The organism is Prauserella alba (genome assembly GCF_024171735.1).
GTDB classification, from domain to species: domain Bacteria; phylum Actinomycetota; class Actinomycetes; order Mycobacteriales; family Pseudonocardiaceae; genus Prauserella; species Prauserella alba.
The window spans coordinates 265674-281932 of the sequence record NZ_JAMTCH010000003.1; the positions used below are offsets into that span (position 1 = coordinate 265674).

The window sequence follows — 16259 nt, forward strand, 5'->3', positions numbered from 1 at the left end:
CGAAGCCAGCGCACGAACCAGGAGCCGGAGACACCATGGCACGCCGTAAGAATCCGACCACCCGCGTCGATCCGGCCGCGTTCGACCAGGCCGGCGCCCAGGTCTACGACAACTCGCTGACCGCCGAGATCGAGGACTCGTACCTGGAGTACGCCTACTCGGTCATCCACTCCAGGGCCCTCCCCGACGCGCGGGACGGCCTCAAACCGGTGCACCGCCGGATCCTGTTCTCCATGAACGAGAACGGCTACCGGCCCAGCCACGCATACGTGAAGTCCTCGCGTGTGGTCGGCGACGTGATGGGCCGGTACCACCCGCACGGCGACGTCGCGATCTACGACGCGATGGTGCGCCTGGCCCAGGACTTCTCCATGAACGTCCCGCTGGTCGACGGGCACGGCAACTTCGGAAGCCCGGACGACGGACCGGCAGCTTCGCGTTACACCGAGGCGCGCATGTCGCCCGAGGCGATGTTGCTCGTCGGCGAACTCGGCGAAGAGACCGTCGACATGCGGCCGAACTACGACGGCGAGCTGCTCGAACCGTCGGTGCTGCCCGCGTCCTTCCCGAACCTGCTGGTCAACGGCACGTCCGGCATCGCGGTCGGCATGGCGACGAACATGATCCCGCACAACCTCAGCGAGGTCATCGCCGCCGCACGCTGGTTGATCAACCACCCGAACGCCTCACTCGACAAGCTGATGGAGTTCGTACCAGGGCCCGACCTGCCGACCGGTGGGCAGGTGCTCGGCCTGGACCAGGTGCGCAAGGCCTACGAGACGGGCCGCGGCGTCGTACGGATGCGCGCGACCGTCGAGACCGGCCCTGTCGAGGGCAGCAGGCGGCAGGGCATCACCGTGACGGAACTGCCGTACGGCGTCGGCCCCGAGAAGGTCATCGAACGCATCACCGACGAGGTGAACAAGACCAAGCGGCTGACCGGCATCGCCGACGTCAAAGACCTCACCGACCGCGAGAACGGCACGCGGCTGGTCATCGAGTGCAAGGTCGGTGTCAACCCGCAGGCGCTGCTGGCCGACCTGTACCGGCTGACCCCGCTGGAGCAGTCGTTCGGCATCAACAACCTCGTGCTCGTCGACGGCAAACCGCAGACACTCGGCCTCAAACCGCTGCTCGAGGTGTTCCTGCAGCACCGCTACGACGTCGTCACCCGCCGCACGCGCTACCGCAGGCGCAAGCGGGAAGAGCGGCTGCATCTGGTGGAGGGCCTGCTCAAGGCGCTCGTCGACATCGACAAGGTCATCAGGCTCATCCGGCAGAGCGAGAACGCACAGGCAGCCAAGGAGGGCCTGATGAAGCGGTTCGAGCTCACCGAGATCCAGGCCACGTACATTCTGGACACCCCGCTCCGGCGGCTCACCAAGTACGACAAGCTCGATCTCGAACAGGAGGACGCGAAGCTGCGTGAGGAGATCGCGGAGCTGTCGAAGATCCTGGACGACGAGAAGGAACTGAAGAAGGTCGTCTCGGCCGAGCTCGCGAAGATCGCCAAGGACTTCCCGACCGAGCGCCGCAGCGCGCTGATCGACGGCGACCTCAAGGAGGTGCTGGCCGCGTCCAAGCCGGCAGGGCCGTTGGAGGTCGCCGACGACCCGTGCCACGTGGTGCTGTCGGCCACCGGCCTCGTCGCCCGCACCGCCGCGGAATCCGAGGAGGCGCAGGAGAGTCGTCGCCGCAACGGCCGCGTCAAACACGACGCGGTGCAGGCCGTCGCCGCCACGTCGGCACGTGGTCAGGTGCTCCTGGTGACCAGCGCGGGCCGCGCGTTCAAGGTGGACGTGCTGCCGCTGCCCGTGCTGCCGGAACAGAGCGGCACGGTGTCGCTGCGCGGCGGGATGTCGGCGAAGGAACTCGTGCCGTTGGCCAAGGGGGAGCGGATCGTCGGGCTCGCACCGGTCGGCGATCACGTCGGTGACTCGCCCGGCCTGGCGCTCGGCACGAAGGCCGGCGTGGTGAAGGTGTGTGCCCCCGACTGGCCCGTGCGGTCGGAGGAGTTCGAGGTCATCAACCTCAAGGAAGGCGACGAGGTGGTCGGCGCCGCGTGGCTGGCCGACGGCGACGAGGAGCTCGCGTTCGTGACGTCGGCGGCGTCGCTGTTGCGGTACTCCGCCTCGCTGGTGCGGCCACAGGGCCTCAAGGGAGGCGGCATGGCGGGTGTGAAGCTGACCGCCGGCGCCGAGGTGGTGTTCTTCGGGGCCCTGCGCACGGACGACGACGAGCACGGCGAACCACTCGTCGTCACGGCCACGGGCGAGACCGTCAAGGTGACGCCCTTCGCCGAGTACCCGGCGAAGGGCCGGGCGACCGCGGGTGTGCGCGTGCACCGGTTGCTGAAGGGCGAGGACGCCATTCGGGTGGCGTGGATCGGGCCGAGGCCTGCGGGCAGTTCCCGGAAGGGCGACGCGGTGGAACTGCCCGAGGTCGACGACCGCCGCGACGGTTCCGGCGCCGCGCACCCCGGTCCCGAGGTCATCGGTCACCGCATCGAACGCGACTGATCCGGCCTCCCGCACGCGCCGTGTTGCACCTTCGGGAGCCCGTGTTGCGGATTGCGGGGGCCGTGTTGCGTTCTCCGGGGGCCGTGTTGCGGCCTCGTGCTCAGCCCTGCCAGGCCGACAGCGTGCGGATGCTCTCGAACCGGCGCCGCCGCCCGGTGAGCGGGTCGGTGAACTCGAGGACCTTCGCCAGCAACTGCAACGGGTTGCGGAAGTCGTCGAGGGCGGTCTCGTAGGTCACCGGGTAGAACGAGTCGCCCACGATGGGCACACCGAGTGAGGCCAGGTGCACCCGGAGCTGGTGGGTGCGCCCCGTGGCGGGGACGAGTCGGTAGCGGCCGAGGCCGTCACGGGTGTCGACGAGTTCGACGTAGGTCTCGGCGTTCGGCTCGCCCGGTACCTCTTCCGCGGTGACGACCTCGCGGCGTTTGACGATCCGGCTGCGCACTGTGCGCGGCAGCGTGAGCTCCGGGTCGTGCGGTGCGATCGCCTCGTACTCCTTGTGCACGACGCGGTCGCGGAACAGGTTCTGATACGGGCCGCGCAGTTCCCGCCGCACGGTGAACATCAGCAGCCCCGCGGTCACGCGGTCGAGCCGGTGCACCGGACTCAGCTCGGGCAGGCCCAGCTCGTCGCGCAGCCGCACCAGCGCGGTCTGCATGACGTGTTTGCCGCGGGGGATCGTCGCGAGGAAGTGCGGCTTGTCGGCCACCACGAGGTCGTCGTCGCGGTACACGATGCCGATGTCGAACGGCACCGGAACTTCGTCGGGCAGATCGCGGTGGAACCACACGAAGTCACCCGGGACGTACGGCGTGTCCACGGTGACCGCCCCCGCGGTCGTGACGAACCTGCCCGCGGCGAGCATGTCATCGATGTACGCGGGTTCCAGCCGGTGCAGCCGCTGCACCAGATGATCGCGCACGGTCGCCCAGGTCCCGTCGACGGGCAGCCGCAGCCGCGCGGCGTCGAGCCCGTTGCGCTGCGGCAACGGCGAGTCGGGACGCTTCATGAGTCCAGGGTACCGGCGGCGTAGGGTGCCGTTCGTGGAACGGATCACCGATGCCGGGCCGCCCAGCGGGCGGCAGCGGACACTCGCGCGGGCCCCGATCGTGCTGTACCGATGGGGGCTCGGCGCGCTGTTGGGCCGGCGGTTCCTGTACCTGGTGCACACCGGCAGGCGGAGCGGGCTGAAGCGGGAGGTCGTGCTGGAGGTCGTGACCAGCGACACCGGTTCGACCACCGCGTGCTCGGGATTCGGGACGAAGGCGGCCTGGTATCGCAACGTCCTCGAGAACCCGTCGGTGACCATCCAGAGTGGACGATTGCGGACGGCCGCCACTGCGGTACCGCTCGACGTCGAGACCGGCGTCGAGCTGATGTCCGAATACGCGGGTAAGCATCCGAAGATCGCCGCCCGGCTGGCACGCGTCATGGGCTACCGCGTCGACGGCAGCGACGACGACTTCCGCGCCCTCGGCCGTGAGGTCCGGTTCGTCCGCTTCGACCACGGCGGCTGACCGGCCGGCACGCCCGTCGCCCGGTCCGGCAGGAGTGGAGACGTGGAACGCCCGGCACGCCTGCCGAGAGGTGGCGTGCCGGGCGTTCTCCTCGTCCGGGGTCCGCAACTAGGGGGAGGTGCGCGGTCCCCGGGGGCTGTCGGCCCTCGTCTGCCATCACGATACGACCCCGAATTCCGCCGGGCTATCGGCTGTGCGGACGATGCCGTGCCCGCGAGTGCCCGACACGGCCCCTCAGCACCGTCCGCCAACGCCGTGCCGTCTCCGGTACCTGCCGGTCCGGTGCCTGCCGCGCGTGGCCCCGCCGAATTCGGCGTGTCGGCGGGATTAGTGCCGCACGGCGACGGGTAATCGGGCGCAGGACGCGGACGAGACGAGCGAGGGGGTTCGCCATGCTGAGTCGTCGCGAACGGGAAGAGCTCGAGCGCATCGGCGGCAAACTGCGAGACGACGATCCCGAGCTGGCGCGTGCGTTCGGCCGGGGTGGGCCGCCCCGGCGCTGGGCGGGTGGCCGGGTGATGCGCCGGGGCCTCGACATGTTCGCCGGCGTGCTCATCGTGCTCGGTCTCGTGACGCTGAACTTCGGCCTCGTGCTGCTGGCTGCGATCGTGCTGGTCGTCGCGGCGTTCGCGCACGTGCAGGGTTGGGGCGGATCGGCGAAGCCCGCGGACGACAACGACGCCGGCTAGGCGCCCGGCACGGGAATCGGTCCCGCCCGGCATACGATCACGCCGGGCGGGGAGTCCCGGCTACGCCTGCCAGGTCTCGCCGGTGATGCGCTCGTAGGCCTCGACGTAACGGGCGCGGGTCGACGCGACGACGTCGGCGGGAACCTCGGGCCCCGGCGGGGTCTTGTCCCAGCCGGTGGACGTGGCCCAGTCGCGCACGAACTGCTTGTCGAACGCGTGCTGCGTGCGCCCCGGCTCCCACTCGTCGGCGGGCCAGAACCGGGACGAGTCCGACGTCAGGACCTCGTCGCCCAGGGTCAGCGTGCCGTCGGCGTCCCAGCCGAACTCGACCTTGGTGTCGGCGACGATGATGCCGCGTCCGGCGGCGTGCTCGGCACCCGCGCGGTACAGCTCCAACGTCACTGCTCGCAGGCGCTCGGCCGTCTCGCCGCCCTCCTGCGCGACGACGTCGTCGAACGTGATGGCCTCGTCGTGGCCCGCGTCGGCCTTCGTCGTCGGCGTGAAGATCGGCTCCGGCAACCTGCTGCCTTCGACGAGGCCGTCCGGCAGGGCCACCCCCGAAACGGTGCCGCGCTCGCGGTACTCCTTCAGACCGGAACCGGACAGGTACCCGCGGGCGATGCACTCGACCTTGACCATCGTCAGCGGCTTGCACCGCAGCGCCCGGCCCGCGAACTCCTCCGGGACGTCGGTCGCCGACAGCACGTGGTTCGGCACCAGTTCCGAGAATCGCTCGAACCACCAGCGCGACAGCTGTGTCAGCAGCGCGCCCTTGTCCGGGATCGGGGTCGGCAGCGTCACGTCGTAGACCGAGATCCGGTCGGAGGCGACCAGCAGGATGTCGCCGTCGTCGTTGTACAGATCCCTGACCTTGCCCGCGTGGATGTGCTTCACGCGCCCCATCGTACGGCCGGGTTGCCGCGGCGCCCCGTGGGTAGCCCCGTGACGGCCGACAGGAGTCGAGAACGGGAGACGTGATGGCGGAAACGGTCGGCGACCAGGTGTTGCGGCGGCTGCGCGAATGGGACGTCGAGCAGGTGTTCGGCTACCCCGGTGACGGGATCAACGGCATCGTGGCGGCCTTCGGCGAGGCAGGCAACCGGCCGCGGTTCGTGCAGTCGCGCCACGAGGAGATGTCCGCGTTCTCCGCGGTGGGCTACGCCAAGTTCAGCGGCAACGTGGGCGTGTGCCTGGCCACGTCGGGGCCGGGCGCCATCCACCTGCTCAACGGGCTGTACGACGCCAAGCTCGACCACGTGCCGGTCGTCGCGATCGTCGGGCAGACGGCGCGGACCGCGATGGGCGGCAGCTACCAGCAGGAGGTGGACCTGCAGGCGTTGCTGGCCGATGTCGCCTCGGCCTACCTGGTGGAGGTCAACACCGCGGAGCAGCTGCCGAACGCACTCGACCGGGCCCTGCGCACCGCATGGGGACAGCGCACCGTCACAGCCGTGATCATGCCGAACGACCTGCAGGAACAGACCTACAGTCCGCCGCAGCACGAGTTCAAACACGTGCCCTCGGCACCGCCGAGCACCCCGCGTTCCGTCGTCCTGCCGCCGGAGGACGAGGTGGCGCGCGCCGCAGAGGTCCTCAACTCGGGTGAGCGGGTGGCGATACTGGTGGGCCAGGGCGCCCGCAACGCGGCACACGAGGTGAGCCAGGTCGCCGAACTGACGGGCGCAGGCGTGGCGAAGGCGCTGCTCGGCAAGGACGTGCTCTCCGACGAACTGCCGTACGTCACCGGATCGATCGGACTGCTCGGGACCCGGCCGACGTACGAACTGATGCGCGACTGCGACACCCTGCTGATCGTCGGCTCGAACATGCCCTACAGCCAGTTCCTGCCCCAGTTCGGGCAGGCCAGGGCGGTGCAGATCGACGTGGACGCCGGTGTGCTCGGGATGCGCTATCCCACCGAGGTGAATCTCGCGGGCGAGGCGAAGGCCACCCTGCGGGCGCTGCTGCCGCAGCTGCAACGCAAGAACGCGGCGTCGTGGCGTTCGGGCATCGAGTCGAGCGTGTCCGAGTGGTGGGACACGATGCGGCAGCAGGCCATGCTGAGCGCCGAACCGGTGAACCCGCAGCGCGTGGTGCACGAGCTGTCGGCGCGGCTGCCCGAGGACGCGATCATCACGGCCGACTCCGGATCGTCGACCAACTGGTTCGCGCGCAACCTGCGCATCCGCGGGCGGATGCGGGCGTCCCTGTCCGGCACGCTCGCCACGATGGGCGCGGGGGTGCCTTACGCGATCGGGGCGAAGTTCGCCCACCCGGACCGGCCCGTGGTCGCACTCGTCGGCGACGGCGCCATGCAGATGAACGGCCTCGCCGAACTGCTGACCATCGCGCGGTACCGCGAGCAGTGGGACGACCAGCGGCTCGTCGTCTGCGTGTTCCACAACGACGATCTGAACCAGGTCACGTGGGAACTGCGCGCGATGGGCGGGGCGCCGAAGTTCGAGGAATCGCAGACACTGCCCGGAATGTCGTACGCGGCGTTCGCCGCGGCGCTCGGTTTCGACACCGTCGCCATCGACGATCCGGAGCAGCTCGGCCCCGCGTGGGACCGCGTGCTCGGCGGGAGGGGGCCGGCGCTTCTCGACGTGCGGTGCGACCCCGAAGTGCCGCCGATCCCGCCGCACGCCACGCTCGAGCAGATGACCTCGACCGCCGAGGCGCTCGCCAAGGGCGACCCCAACACGTGGCACGTCCTGATGCAGGGAGCGAAGACGAAACTGCAGGAGTTCCTCCCCGGCCGCTGACCGCGTGTTCTGCAGTCGGACACGCGTGTTCTGCGGTCCGGTCGGCCGGTGTGCCGCCTGCCGACCGGACCGCTCGCCGCCGCCCGACTACAGGTCGGTACCGGCCTCGACCATCTGCATGGATCCGGTGATGTACCTGCCCTTGTCGGACACCAGGTGCAGCACCTGGTCGGTGACGTCCTCGGGCTGGAGGGCGACGACGGGAAGGGCGTTGAGGTCCTGGGCGGCGGCCTCGAAGTCGGCGCGCGTCGGATTCTCGACGTCGGGTGCGAACAACCGGTACAGCGACTCACGGAGGATCATGTCGGTCGCGACCGCCGTGGGGTGCACGGTGTTGACGCGGATGTTGTGCGGTGCCAACTCCTTCGCCATGACCTTCATCAACATGATCAGCCCGGCCTTGGACGAGGCGTAGTGCGCCGTGTTCGCGTTCGCCTGGACGCCGGCGACCGAACTCGTGATGACGACGGACCCGCCGCGGCCGCCGTCGATGATGTGTGGCACGGCCGCCTTCAGCGTCTTCCACACACCCGTCAGGTTGATGTCGATCGTGTCCTGCCACGCCTCGTCGGTCATCTCGAGGGACGGCCCGTGCCCGAAGATCCCGGCATTGGCCAGGACGATGTCGAGCCGGCCGAATCGGTCGACCCCGGCGTTCACCGCGGCCGCGAGTGCCTGCGAATCGCGTACGTCGGCGTCCCGCGCGACGATCCGCCGCCCGGTTCGTTCCACGAGCCGTACCGTCTCGTCGAGGTCGTCCGCCGTGGCGAGGGGATAGGGGATGCTGTCGACCTTCGCCGTCGTGTCGATGGCGATGATGTCGGCGCCTTCCTCGGCGAGGGCCACCGCGTGGCTCCGGCCCTGACCGCGTGCTGCACCGGTGATGAACGCGACCTTGTCGTCGAACCTGCCCATGGTCATCTCCGTGTCGTCGTTGACTACGGCGCCCTGGGCAGGACGTTATGGCACGGGGTGCCGAAGGTCCAGGAGCGGGCGGCGACAACAGCCATACGGCGCATTCGATCGAGTGCGCTGCCACGGTGCGCCGAGGCGGAGCAAGGGTGCGCTTCCCGGGACCGGCTTCCCGGCGGTCCCCGGGATCCACAACACGGCCGCCGGAATCCGCAACACGGTCCCCGGAAAGCGCAACACGGCGTACGGGTCAGTGGATCGTGAACTCCCTCGTCACGCCCGTGATCGGGGTGATGCGGCCGAGGGTGTTCTTGGCGTCCCCGCGGTAGCGGATCCGGTGGGGGCCGGTGGTGCCGGCGGGCGGCCGCCACGTGATCGTGACGCGGGACGACGACAGGCCGCGGCGTTTCCAGTGCAACGTGGTCGACCAGTCGCCGTCGTCGGCAACCGTCCGCCACGCGCGGCCGTCCCAGCGCTGCACCTCCAGGTACGTGCCCCCACGGTGCAGGTCGTTGCTCGGGTGGGCACCGGCGAACGCCGCGGACACCTGCTCCCCCGCGGAGTAGGCCGTGGCGGGCTGGGTCAGCACGTCGCCGAACCGTGTACCGATCGGAGGCGTGTCGAGCACGACACCGGGCTGGAGCCGGAACTGCTTGCCCGACAGATCCGCGGGCTGCTCGCCGGGCGGCACGTCACGGCCGTCGCGCATCGCCGTCGCGAGACCGTGCGCGGTCTGCTGCAAGGCCGGCAGCTGCCACCGGCCGAACAGGGTGCTGCCGCCCTCGTAGTGCTGGGCGTCGTACTCCTCCGGCGTGGTCAGGTAGTGGAAGTAGGAGTTGGCATAGCCCGCGACGAGGACGTCGCGCAGGTCGGCACCCACGGTCTCGGCGACCGTCCGCCGCAGCCGCAGGCCTGCCGTGACCGTCACCTCGCCGGGCATGCCGATGAGGTACAGGTCGCCGATACGCACCAGCTGCACCGGCACGATCTCCTGCACCCACGGATAGACCTTGTTCATGGCCCCGACCGGCGCGAACACGCCCTTCGGTGCCTGACATTCCTTCAGCTTCGGCGATGCGCGGTACAGCACGGCGTGGGAAACCTTGTCCCACAACGGATTCTCGCCCTCGTCGAATCCGGGGAAGCCCGGCCCGTCCTCCAGGCTGCCCGCAGCCATGGCCGCACCGACCGCCGGTGAGCAGGTGCGGTGCGTCCGGCCGTCGCCGGTGAACTCGGGGCGAACCTCCACATCGGAGAGATCGACGTGGACGAGCCGCGCATCGACCCCGCCCGCGAGGTCCGTGCCGGCCGCGGTCAGCTGGCGTTTCGCGGCACGATACTGTCGCTCGCCGTTGGCGGTCGTGCGGCCGAAGTCCTCGGGCGTAGTCGGCGGGGTCAGGTCGAGGTTGGGTGTTAGATCGCCCGCGTTGGTCTGGGCGAACGCCGAGACGAACGACGGCGAGCGATCGCCGCGGTAGTCGACGCCCGCGTCCTGCCGTTCCCAGCGATAGGCGGCGTATCCCTTGTTGTCGGAGCTGACGAGACGGTTGTCGCCGGACATGCTCGTCGCGTGGACCGGGAACCAGTTGATCGCGCCGACGGGCCTGCCGTCGCGTTCGATCCGCAGCAGCGAGGTCTGCGGGTCGACCGCGTCGGGGAAATGGGCCTTGTCACGGTCGGGGTTGCGCTCGAACGCCGCGCGTGAACGGTTGGCGCTCGCGCCGGTGAGCTCGTCATGGGTGAGCGTGAGCGACGCGGGTGCGAGATCGGCATGGGCGCGATCGGCCGATTCGACGATGCCGGACGTGACCGCCTCGAACGTCTTCCGGTGGAAACCCAGCGTGGTCAGGTTGTACAGCAGGTGGTGCGAATGGCCACCCGGGGCGGCGTGCGAGTGTGTGGCGGTCAGCATGACGTTGCGCTCGGTGTAGGTGTCGCCGTAGCGCTCCGCCAGCCTGCGCAGCACTTCCTGGCGCACGCTGTTGAAGATCATCGGTGCGTCCACGACGATCAGCAGCACGCGCCGGCCCGTCTCCCTGTCGGCGATGACGAACGCGCGCGAACGCTGGCGGTTGTGCAGACCGGCTGCCTGCTGATCGATGCGGCCGTAGCCCATCAGGCCGACCTCGGCGATCTCGCCCGTCGCGTCGGCGATGCCGCGTCCCACGAGATACGGCTCGGCTGCGTGCACGGCATCCTTCCCTTCGGACGGGCTCGCGCCGGCAGGGGCCGTGAGCAACGACGCACCGAGAAGCAGCGTCGTGACCAGGACCAACACGCGTTTCGTCATCCGCTCACCCGTCCGCCGGCAAAACGTGAATGAGATTCGAATTTTCGGCGTCGGGGTTGGGTCGCGCAAGGGTGCAACCGACGGGAACCGGTCCCGACCGGGTGATAATCGGGCGGTATCACCCGGGTGGCGGCCCCGGCGTGTGCTCAGGTCGCAGCCGGGAGCAGCGCTGCGTCCCCGCGGGGTGTGGCTCAGTGCCGGTGGAGGTGGTCCAGCAACAGTGCGGTCAGCTGTTCCGGGGCCTCCTCGGGGACCCAGTGCGTGACGTCTTCGAGCATCTGGAACTCGTACGGCCCGTGGGCCCACTGCTCGGTCGCCAGCGCCGCCGTCGAGCCGAACGCGACGTCCTCGGTGCTCCAGACGTACAGGGTCGGCACCGTCACCGCCTCGATCGCCGCCTTCGGGCTGCCGGCCCGGTACCAGTTCAACGCGGCGGTCAGGGCGCCCGGTTCGGACAACCGTGCGAGGTAGTCGTCCACCCGGCCTCGCGGAACCTTCCACTCGAACATACGGCGCAGCGGCTCGCCGCCGTCGGCGAGCATGCGCTTCTCGGTGTCGGAGCTGCGCCAGTCACGCATGTACTGCGAGCGCATCGCCTGGTCCTCGTCGGTGCGGAGCGCGTCGCCCAGCGCACGAGGATGCGGCGTCGACACCGCGGTGAGCGTGCGCAGCCGGTCGGGGTGCCGGTCGGCGGTCCACCAGGCGACGGCACCGCCCCAGTCGTGTCCCACCAGGTCGAACCGTGACCAGCCGAGTGCGCCCGCCATCGCGACGACGTCGTCGACCAGATGGTCCATGTCGTAGTCGGCGACGTCGGTCGGCCGCACACCGGGCGAATAGCCGCGCTGGTCGGGCGCCACGGCGCGGTATCCCTCGGCGCCGAGGCGCGCGACCTGGTGTTCCCATTCCACAGCGGCCTCGGGGAACCCGTGCAGCAGCAACACCGGACGGCCGTCCTGCGGACCCGCGGCGATCGCGTCGAAATCGCCTGCGGACGTGGGAATGCTGAGATGCTCGATCACGCCCGCACGGTAGCGGACGTCACCGACGTCGCGTTCACTCCGCCAAGGCGGAGCGAACGTTCGGTTCGCCGCACGGCACGGCGCAGGAGATACGGCAGCACGACGTGGTGCAGACGCGCCGCGATCGCCCACACGGCGCGTCCGACGCGGCCGTGGAACCGCACGTACGTCGCCCAGGTGACACCGTCGTCGTCGACGAAAGCCACGTTGCGCGCCTCGAGCAGCGGTGAGTGGGCTTCGAGAACCGCCGAATCCTCGTCGGCATCCGCGAGACGCCAACCCGCCACCGACGCGGGAGAGTCGCTGAGCCGGAACCGGAGAACGTTCCGCCAACCGAACCGGACGAACACGGCCAGCGGGGTGGGCGCACCCTCGAACACGATGCGTGTCCATTCGCGCGGTGTACGCGCCTGTGACACGGCGGTGACCGCGCGGAACGCGGAAGCATGGTCGGCGCGGTCGGCCGCGGGCGCAGGTATGCGCACGGTTCACACACCCCAATCCGGACGTAGCGGCATCGCAGCGTCGCCGCGCTCTCCGACCTTCACGCCCAGCACCTGCTGCAGCTCCAGCCGGTGCCGTTCGAACGCCAGCCGCGAGGCCGCCATGTACAGCGCCCACACCCGGGCACGTTGCACACCGGACTCGGCGACCGCCTCGTCCCAATGGGCGTCGAGGTTGCGGCACCAGGCGGCGAGGGTGCGGCCGTAGTGTTCCCGCAGGTTCTCGGCGTGCCGCACCTCGAACCCGTTGTCCTGCATCGCCGACACGATCGTGCCGACGCCCTCGAGTTCGCCGTCGGGGAAGACGTAGCGGTCGATGAACGGCCCCGTGCGATGCGAGTCGTAGGTGTGCGGCCGCACGATGCAGTGGTTGAGCAGTCGCCCGCCGGGACGCACCTTCGACGACAGGAACCGGAAGTACGACGGCAGCGCCCGCGCGCCGATGTGCTCGGTCAGCCCGATCGACGACACCGCGTCGAACCCGGTCTCGGTGACGTCGCGATAGTCCAGGTGCCGCACCTCGGCACGACCCGCGAGGCCCCGTACCGCGAGGTCGCGCTGCGCCCACTCGGCCTGCTGCCGCGACAGCGTCACCCCGAGCGCGGTCACGCGGTAATGTTCGGCTGCGTGGGCGACCATGCCGCCCCAGCCGCAGCCGACGTCGAGCAGCCGCATGCCGGGGCGCAGTCCGAGCTTGCGGCACACGAGGTCGAACTTGTGGAACTGCGCCTCCTCCAGCGTCGACGCGGCCTCGGGGAAACAGGCGCAGGTGTAGGCCATCGACGGTCCGAGTACCCGTTCGTAGAACCGGTTGGACACGTCGTAGTGCCGCGCGATCGCGACGCTGTCGCGTGCCTTCGAATGCCGCAATCCGTGCAGCACACGGCGTGCCCGTGACGGAGCTTCCTCGGCCGGGATCGGCACCGGCCGCAGCAGCTCGCGCGCGTACCCGGCCATGGCACGTGCCAGCCACGCCTTGTCGGCCATGCTCGGCGACACCTCGTCGATCGCCCGCAGTACCGCGTACACGTCGCCGGTGATGTCGAGCGTGCCCGTGACGTACGCGCGCGCCATGCCCAGCTCGTTCGGAGCCGTCAGCACGTAGCTCAGCGCCGCCGGGGTGCGGATGTGGATGCGCGGCGCCGCGTCGGGGTCGCCGACCACGGTGCCGTCGTACGCGGTCACCGTCACCGGCGGGTTGTCGCCGAGCAGCCGGGTCAGCAGCGCACTCAGCGGCAGGCCGCCACCGGGGCCGGACGTGGCGCCGCGTTCCCGCGGATGCGTGGACGTGGGCGCCGTGGAGAGGGGACGTGTCGCCACCATCGTGTGATCACCTCGCTTGCACGCACTTCGCGTAGAGGTCGAGCAGCCGTCCGCCGGGGTCGTACCGCTGCTTGACGGCCCGGTATGCGGGCCCGTTGTAGAGCCGCCAGAACGTGTCGGGGTCGTAGAAGCTCTCCGAGTACAGCGACTTGCGCCCGCCGAGCGCCGTGACGATCTCCTCGATGCGCCGGTTGTGGGCGCCCTGGGATTCGCCGGGTGCGAGCGGAGCCGTGCCCCAGAAGCCGAAGTTGACGTACAGCTCGTCGGGGTCCAGTTCGTACAGCGGCCAGCGCCTGCCGTCGCGTTGCCGCAGCGGGCAGATCCAGATCGGACTGATGGGGATTTCCCGGTGCAGGAAGGAGAGAAACTTCCCGGCCTTGCCTATCGGGACTTCGACGTCCTGCATCACCGGTTCACGTTCGGGCCTGCCGAGCAGTCGTGAGACGCGGGCGAGCCAGCCGTGCCGCCGTTCGACGTTCACGACCTTCCAGTACACATCGGACCGCAGTAGCCGGGGGCCAGCGAGTAGCCGCACCAGCCGGTTCTGCGCACCCAGCGCGCGGGAGCACCAGAACCAGTCGGTGTCCCAGCGCCACAGGTAGTCGCGCACCGGCAGGTGGTCGACGGGGCGCTCGCGGATGGAGCGGTAGTAGATGTCGAGCCACGTGTAGTCGCTGACCCGGCCGGGTTCCCCTTCCATCGAGGCGAGCGTCAGATACAGCTCGCCGGGCGCGAAGACGGTGCCGTCGACGAAATCCGCCTCGCCGTCGCGGCAGGCGCGGGCGAGGCGGTCGAAGAACCGGCCGGGATCGGAGAAGCGGACGTGGTCGAGCCGGACGTAGGGACGCACCGGTGTGAGCTCGATGCGGAGCCGCAGTGCGTAGCCGAGCGTGCCGTAGGAATTGGGGAACGCGAAGAACAGGTCGCTGTGCTCGCCGCCGGGGGTGGCGGTGACGATGTCGCCGTCACCGGTGAGGATGTCCATCTCCAGGACCGACTCGTGGGGCATGCCTGCGCGGAACGACGACGATTCGATCCCCAGCCCCGTGACGGCGCCGCCGAGCGTGATCGTCTTCAGCTGCGGCACCACGAGGGGCACCAGCCCGTGCGGCAGCGTGGCGTCGACGAGCTGCTCGTAGGTGACCATGCCCTCGACGTCTGCCGTCCGGGCATCCGGGTCGACCGACAGCACGTGGTCGAACGTCGACACGTCGAGGCCGGCATCGGCCAGGGCACGCGGGCGGAAGAGGTTCGACGTGCGTTTGGCCAGTCGCACCGGCGTGCCCGCGGGCAGTGCCTTCAGGTCGTCACGCAGAGCCGTCACACGCCGGGTATACCCACTGTGGGCGTGGTACCCGGCGTTTTCTGACCCGGTCGGATCGGCGGCACCGCTGGAGTGCATACCCCGATCATGGCTCCGAACACCGTGACCTGCCACTGCGAGTCATGCGCTCGGAGGAACGGGGCGGCCGACACGCGGTTCTGCACCCCGGGTCACGGCCGTGTGGCGTCAGCCCTCTGGAATCGGCAACACGGTCCCCGGAACCTGCAACACGGCCCCCGGGATCTGCAACACGGGCGCGCGGGTGCAGGACACGCGGAGGGTGGCCGTCAGACGGGTTTGCGGGCCACACCGCCGAGGACGCGCGACGCCGACGGAACCTGCGCGAACAGCGTGTCCTCGTCGGGCCGCCACGCGGGCGCATAGACGAGACCCGGGTCGACGAGTGCGAAGTCCCCGAAGAACCGGGCGAACTCCTCGGACGTGCGCAGCTGGCCGGGGTTCGTCGTGTTCTCGTAGTAGTCCACGAGGTCGTCGAGAGCCGTGCGCTCGGCCTCGCTCGCCGGGTTCTCGTTGGTCATCTGCGAGAGCACGAGCAGTGAGCCGGCCGGAAGCTGCCTGCGGTAGAAGTCGAGCAGCCGGTCAGGGTCGGCGTCGTCCTTGAGGAAGTGCAGCACCGCGTTGACCAGCATCACGACGGGCTCGTCGCGGTCGATCAGGCCGGTGGCCATGACGCGCGACCAGAGTTCGTCGGGCTGCATCACGTCGGCGGCGATCGCCACGTGCCGGTCGCTGTCGGCGGTGTCGGCCAGCAGCATCTCCGAGTGGGTGAGCGCGATCGGCTCGTTGTCGGTGTACACGACGCGCGTGTCGTGCTGCGGCCGCGCCTCGTCGGCGACCTCGTGGACGTTGCCCACGGTCGGCAGGCCCGAACCCAGGTCGACGAACTGGCGCACGCCCGCCTCGGCGGCGCACCAGCGGACCGTGCGGCCGAGGAACTGCCTGCTGGTACGGCAGTAGTCGCCGAGCTGCGGGATGCGTTCACGCGCCTTCTCCGCGAAGGCGCGGTCGATCGCGTAGTTCGTCTCACCGCCGATGAAGTAGTCGTAGATCCGGGCCGCGGACGGCTTGTCCAGGCTCTCCTCGATCGCGCGCAGCGCGTCGTCGGGTTCTGCGCTCACTGTGCCCTCACCTCGCCGTGCCTCCGCTTCGCCGTCTCGGCCGCGCCGTCTCCGCTGCGCCGTGTCTCAGCCCCGCAGTGTCTCCGCTGCGCCGTGGTCACCCGCGCCGTGTCACCGCGCTGCCTGCGCCGAAGGTCGTGTCCGCCGGGCCGATCGTGCCGGAGCGGCGTCGCTTCCCTCGTAAGGGTGATCGTCGCATCCGGTGCAAACCTCGGTGTCACCCGAGAGATTCACGCCGCGCTGCACCGCGTCGTTC

The 16259-nt window shown here is 69.9% G+C and carries 13 protein-coding genes; 4 read left to right on the forward strand and 9 right to left on the reverse strand.

Features of this window, described 5'->3' with window-relative positions; translation table 11 throughout:
• Window positions 1-35: 35 nt before the first annotated feature.
• Complete coding sequence (locus LY12_RS01140) at window positions 36-2519, forward strand: DNA gyrase/topoisomerase IV subunit A (RefSeq protein WP_253852667.1); 2484 nt, start codon at window positions 36-38, stop codon at window positions 2517-2519.
• 100 nt (window positions 2520-2619) lie between these two features.
• Here LY12_RS01140 and LY12_RS01145 read toward each other — a convergent pair whose 3' ends face one another.
• Window positions 2620-3528, reverse strand: a complete 909-nt coding sequence (locus LY12_RS01145) for a pseudouridine synthase (RefSeq protein WP_253852668.1) — start codon at window positions 3526-3528, stop codon at window positions 2620-2622.
• Between the two features lie 34 nt (window positions 3529-3562).
• Between LY12_RS01145 and LY12_RS01150 the strand changes: the two genes are divergently transcribed.
• Both LY12_RS01150 and LY12_RS01155 read left to right on the forward strand, forming a co-directional pair.
• On the forward strand, window positions 3563-4036 hold the full coding sequence (locus LY12_RS01150; protein ID WP_253852669.1) for a nitroreductase family deazaflavin-dependent oxidoreductase: 474 nt from the start codon (window positions 3563-3565) through the stop codon (window positions 4034-4036).
• Between the two features lie 392 nt (window positions 4037-4428).
• Window positions 4429-4725, forward strand: coding sequence for a DUF3040 domain-containing protein (locus LY12_RS01155; protein WP_253852670.1), 297 nt, complete (start codon window positions 4429-4431; stop codon window positions 4723-4725).
• A gap of 60 nt (window positions 4726-4785) precedes the next feature.
• On the opposite strand, the gene LY12_RS01160 is transcribed toward LY12_RS01155, so the two are convergent.
• A complete protein-coding gene (locus LY12_RS01160) occupies window positions 4786-5628 on the reverse strand; it encodes a phosphoribosylaminoimidazolesuccinocarboxamide synthase (RefSeq protein ID WP_253852671.1) in 843 nt (280 codons plus the stop codon).
• Between the two features lie 74 nt (window positions 5629-5702).
• On the opposite strand from LY12_RS01160, the gene LY12_RS01165 reads away from it, so the two are divergent.
• Window positions 5703-7490: a thiamine pyrophosphate-requiring protein gene (locus LY12_RS01165; protein ID WP_253852672.1), complete on the forward strand. Its 1788-nt coding sequence runs from the start codon at window positions 5703-5705 to the stop codon at window positions 7488-7490.
• A gap of 87 nt (window positions 7491-7577) precedes the next feature.
• On the opposite strand, the gene LY12_RS01170 is transcribed toward LY12_RS01165, so the two are convergent.
• The 7 genes from LY12_RS01170 to LY12_RS01200 form a co-directional block, all read right to left on the reverse strand.
• A complete protein-coding gene (locus LY12_RS01170) occupies window positions 7578-8405 on the reverse strand; it encodes a mycofactocin-coupled SDR family oxidoreductase (protein WP_253852673.1) in 828 nt (275 codons plus the stop codon).
• Between the two features lie 247 nt (window positions 8406-8652).
• Window positions 8653-10692, reverse strand: coding sequence for a neutral/alkaline ceramidase (locus tag LY12_RS01175; protein WP_253852674.1), 2040 nt, complete (start codon window positions 10690-10692; stop codon window positions 8653-8655).
• A 191-nt stretch (window positions 10693-10883) separates the two neighbouring features.
• Window positions 10884-11714: an alpha/beta fold hydrolase gene (locus tag LY12_RS01180; RefSeq protein ID WP_253852675.1), complete on the reverse strand. Its 831-nt coding sequence runs from the start codon at window positions 11712-11714 to the stop codon at window positions 10884-10886.
• The gene (locus LY12_RS01185) at window positions 11711-12199 is read right to left on the reverse strand and encodes a DUF2867 domain-containing protein (protein WP_253852676.1); all 489 of its coding nucleotides are present in this window, start codon (window positions 12197-12199) and stop codon (window positions 11711-11713) included. The genes LY12_RS01180 and LY12_RS01185 overlap by 4 nt, the downstream gene beginning before the upstream one ends.
• A 3-nt stretch (window positions 12200-12202) precedes the next feature.
• Window positions 12203-13540, reverse strand: coding sequence for an SAM-dependent methyltransferase (locus LY12_RS01190; protein WP_253852677.1), 1338 nt, complete (start codon window positions 13538-13540; stop codon window positions 12203-12205).
• A gap of 7 nt (window positions 13541-13547) precedes the next feature.
• Window positions 13548-14942 (reverse strand): FAD-binding oxidoreductase, encoded by a 1395-nt coding sequence (locus LY12_RS01195; RefSeq protein WP_253852678.1) that lies wholly within the window; start codon window positions 14940-14942, stop codon window positions 13548-13550.
• A 209-nt stretch (window positions 14943-15151) separates the two neighbouring features.
• Window positions 15152-16003 carry an SAM-dependent methyltransferase gene (locus LY12_RS01200; protein ID WP_253852679.1) on the reverse strand — a complete coding sequence of 284 codons (852 nt, stop codon included), beginning with the start codon at window positions 16001-16003 and terminating at the stop codon, window positions 15152-15154.
• Window positions 16004-16259 lie beyond the last annotated feature (256 nt).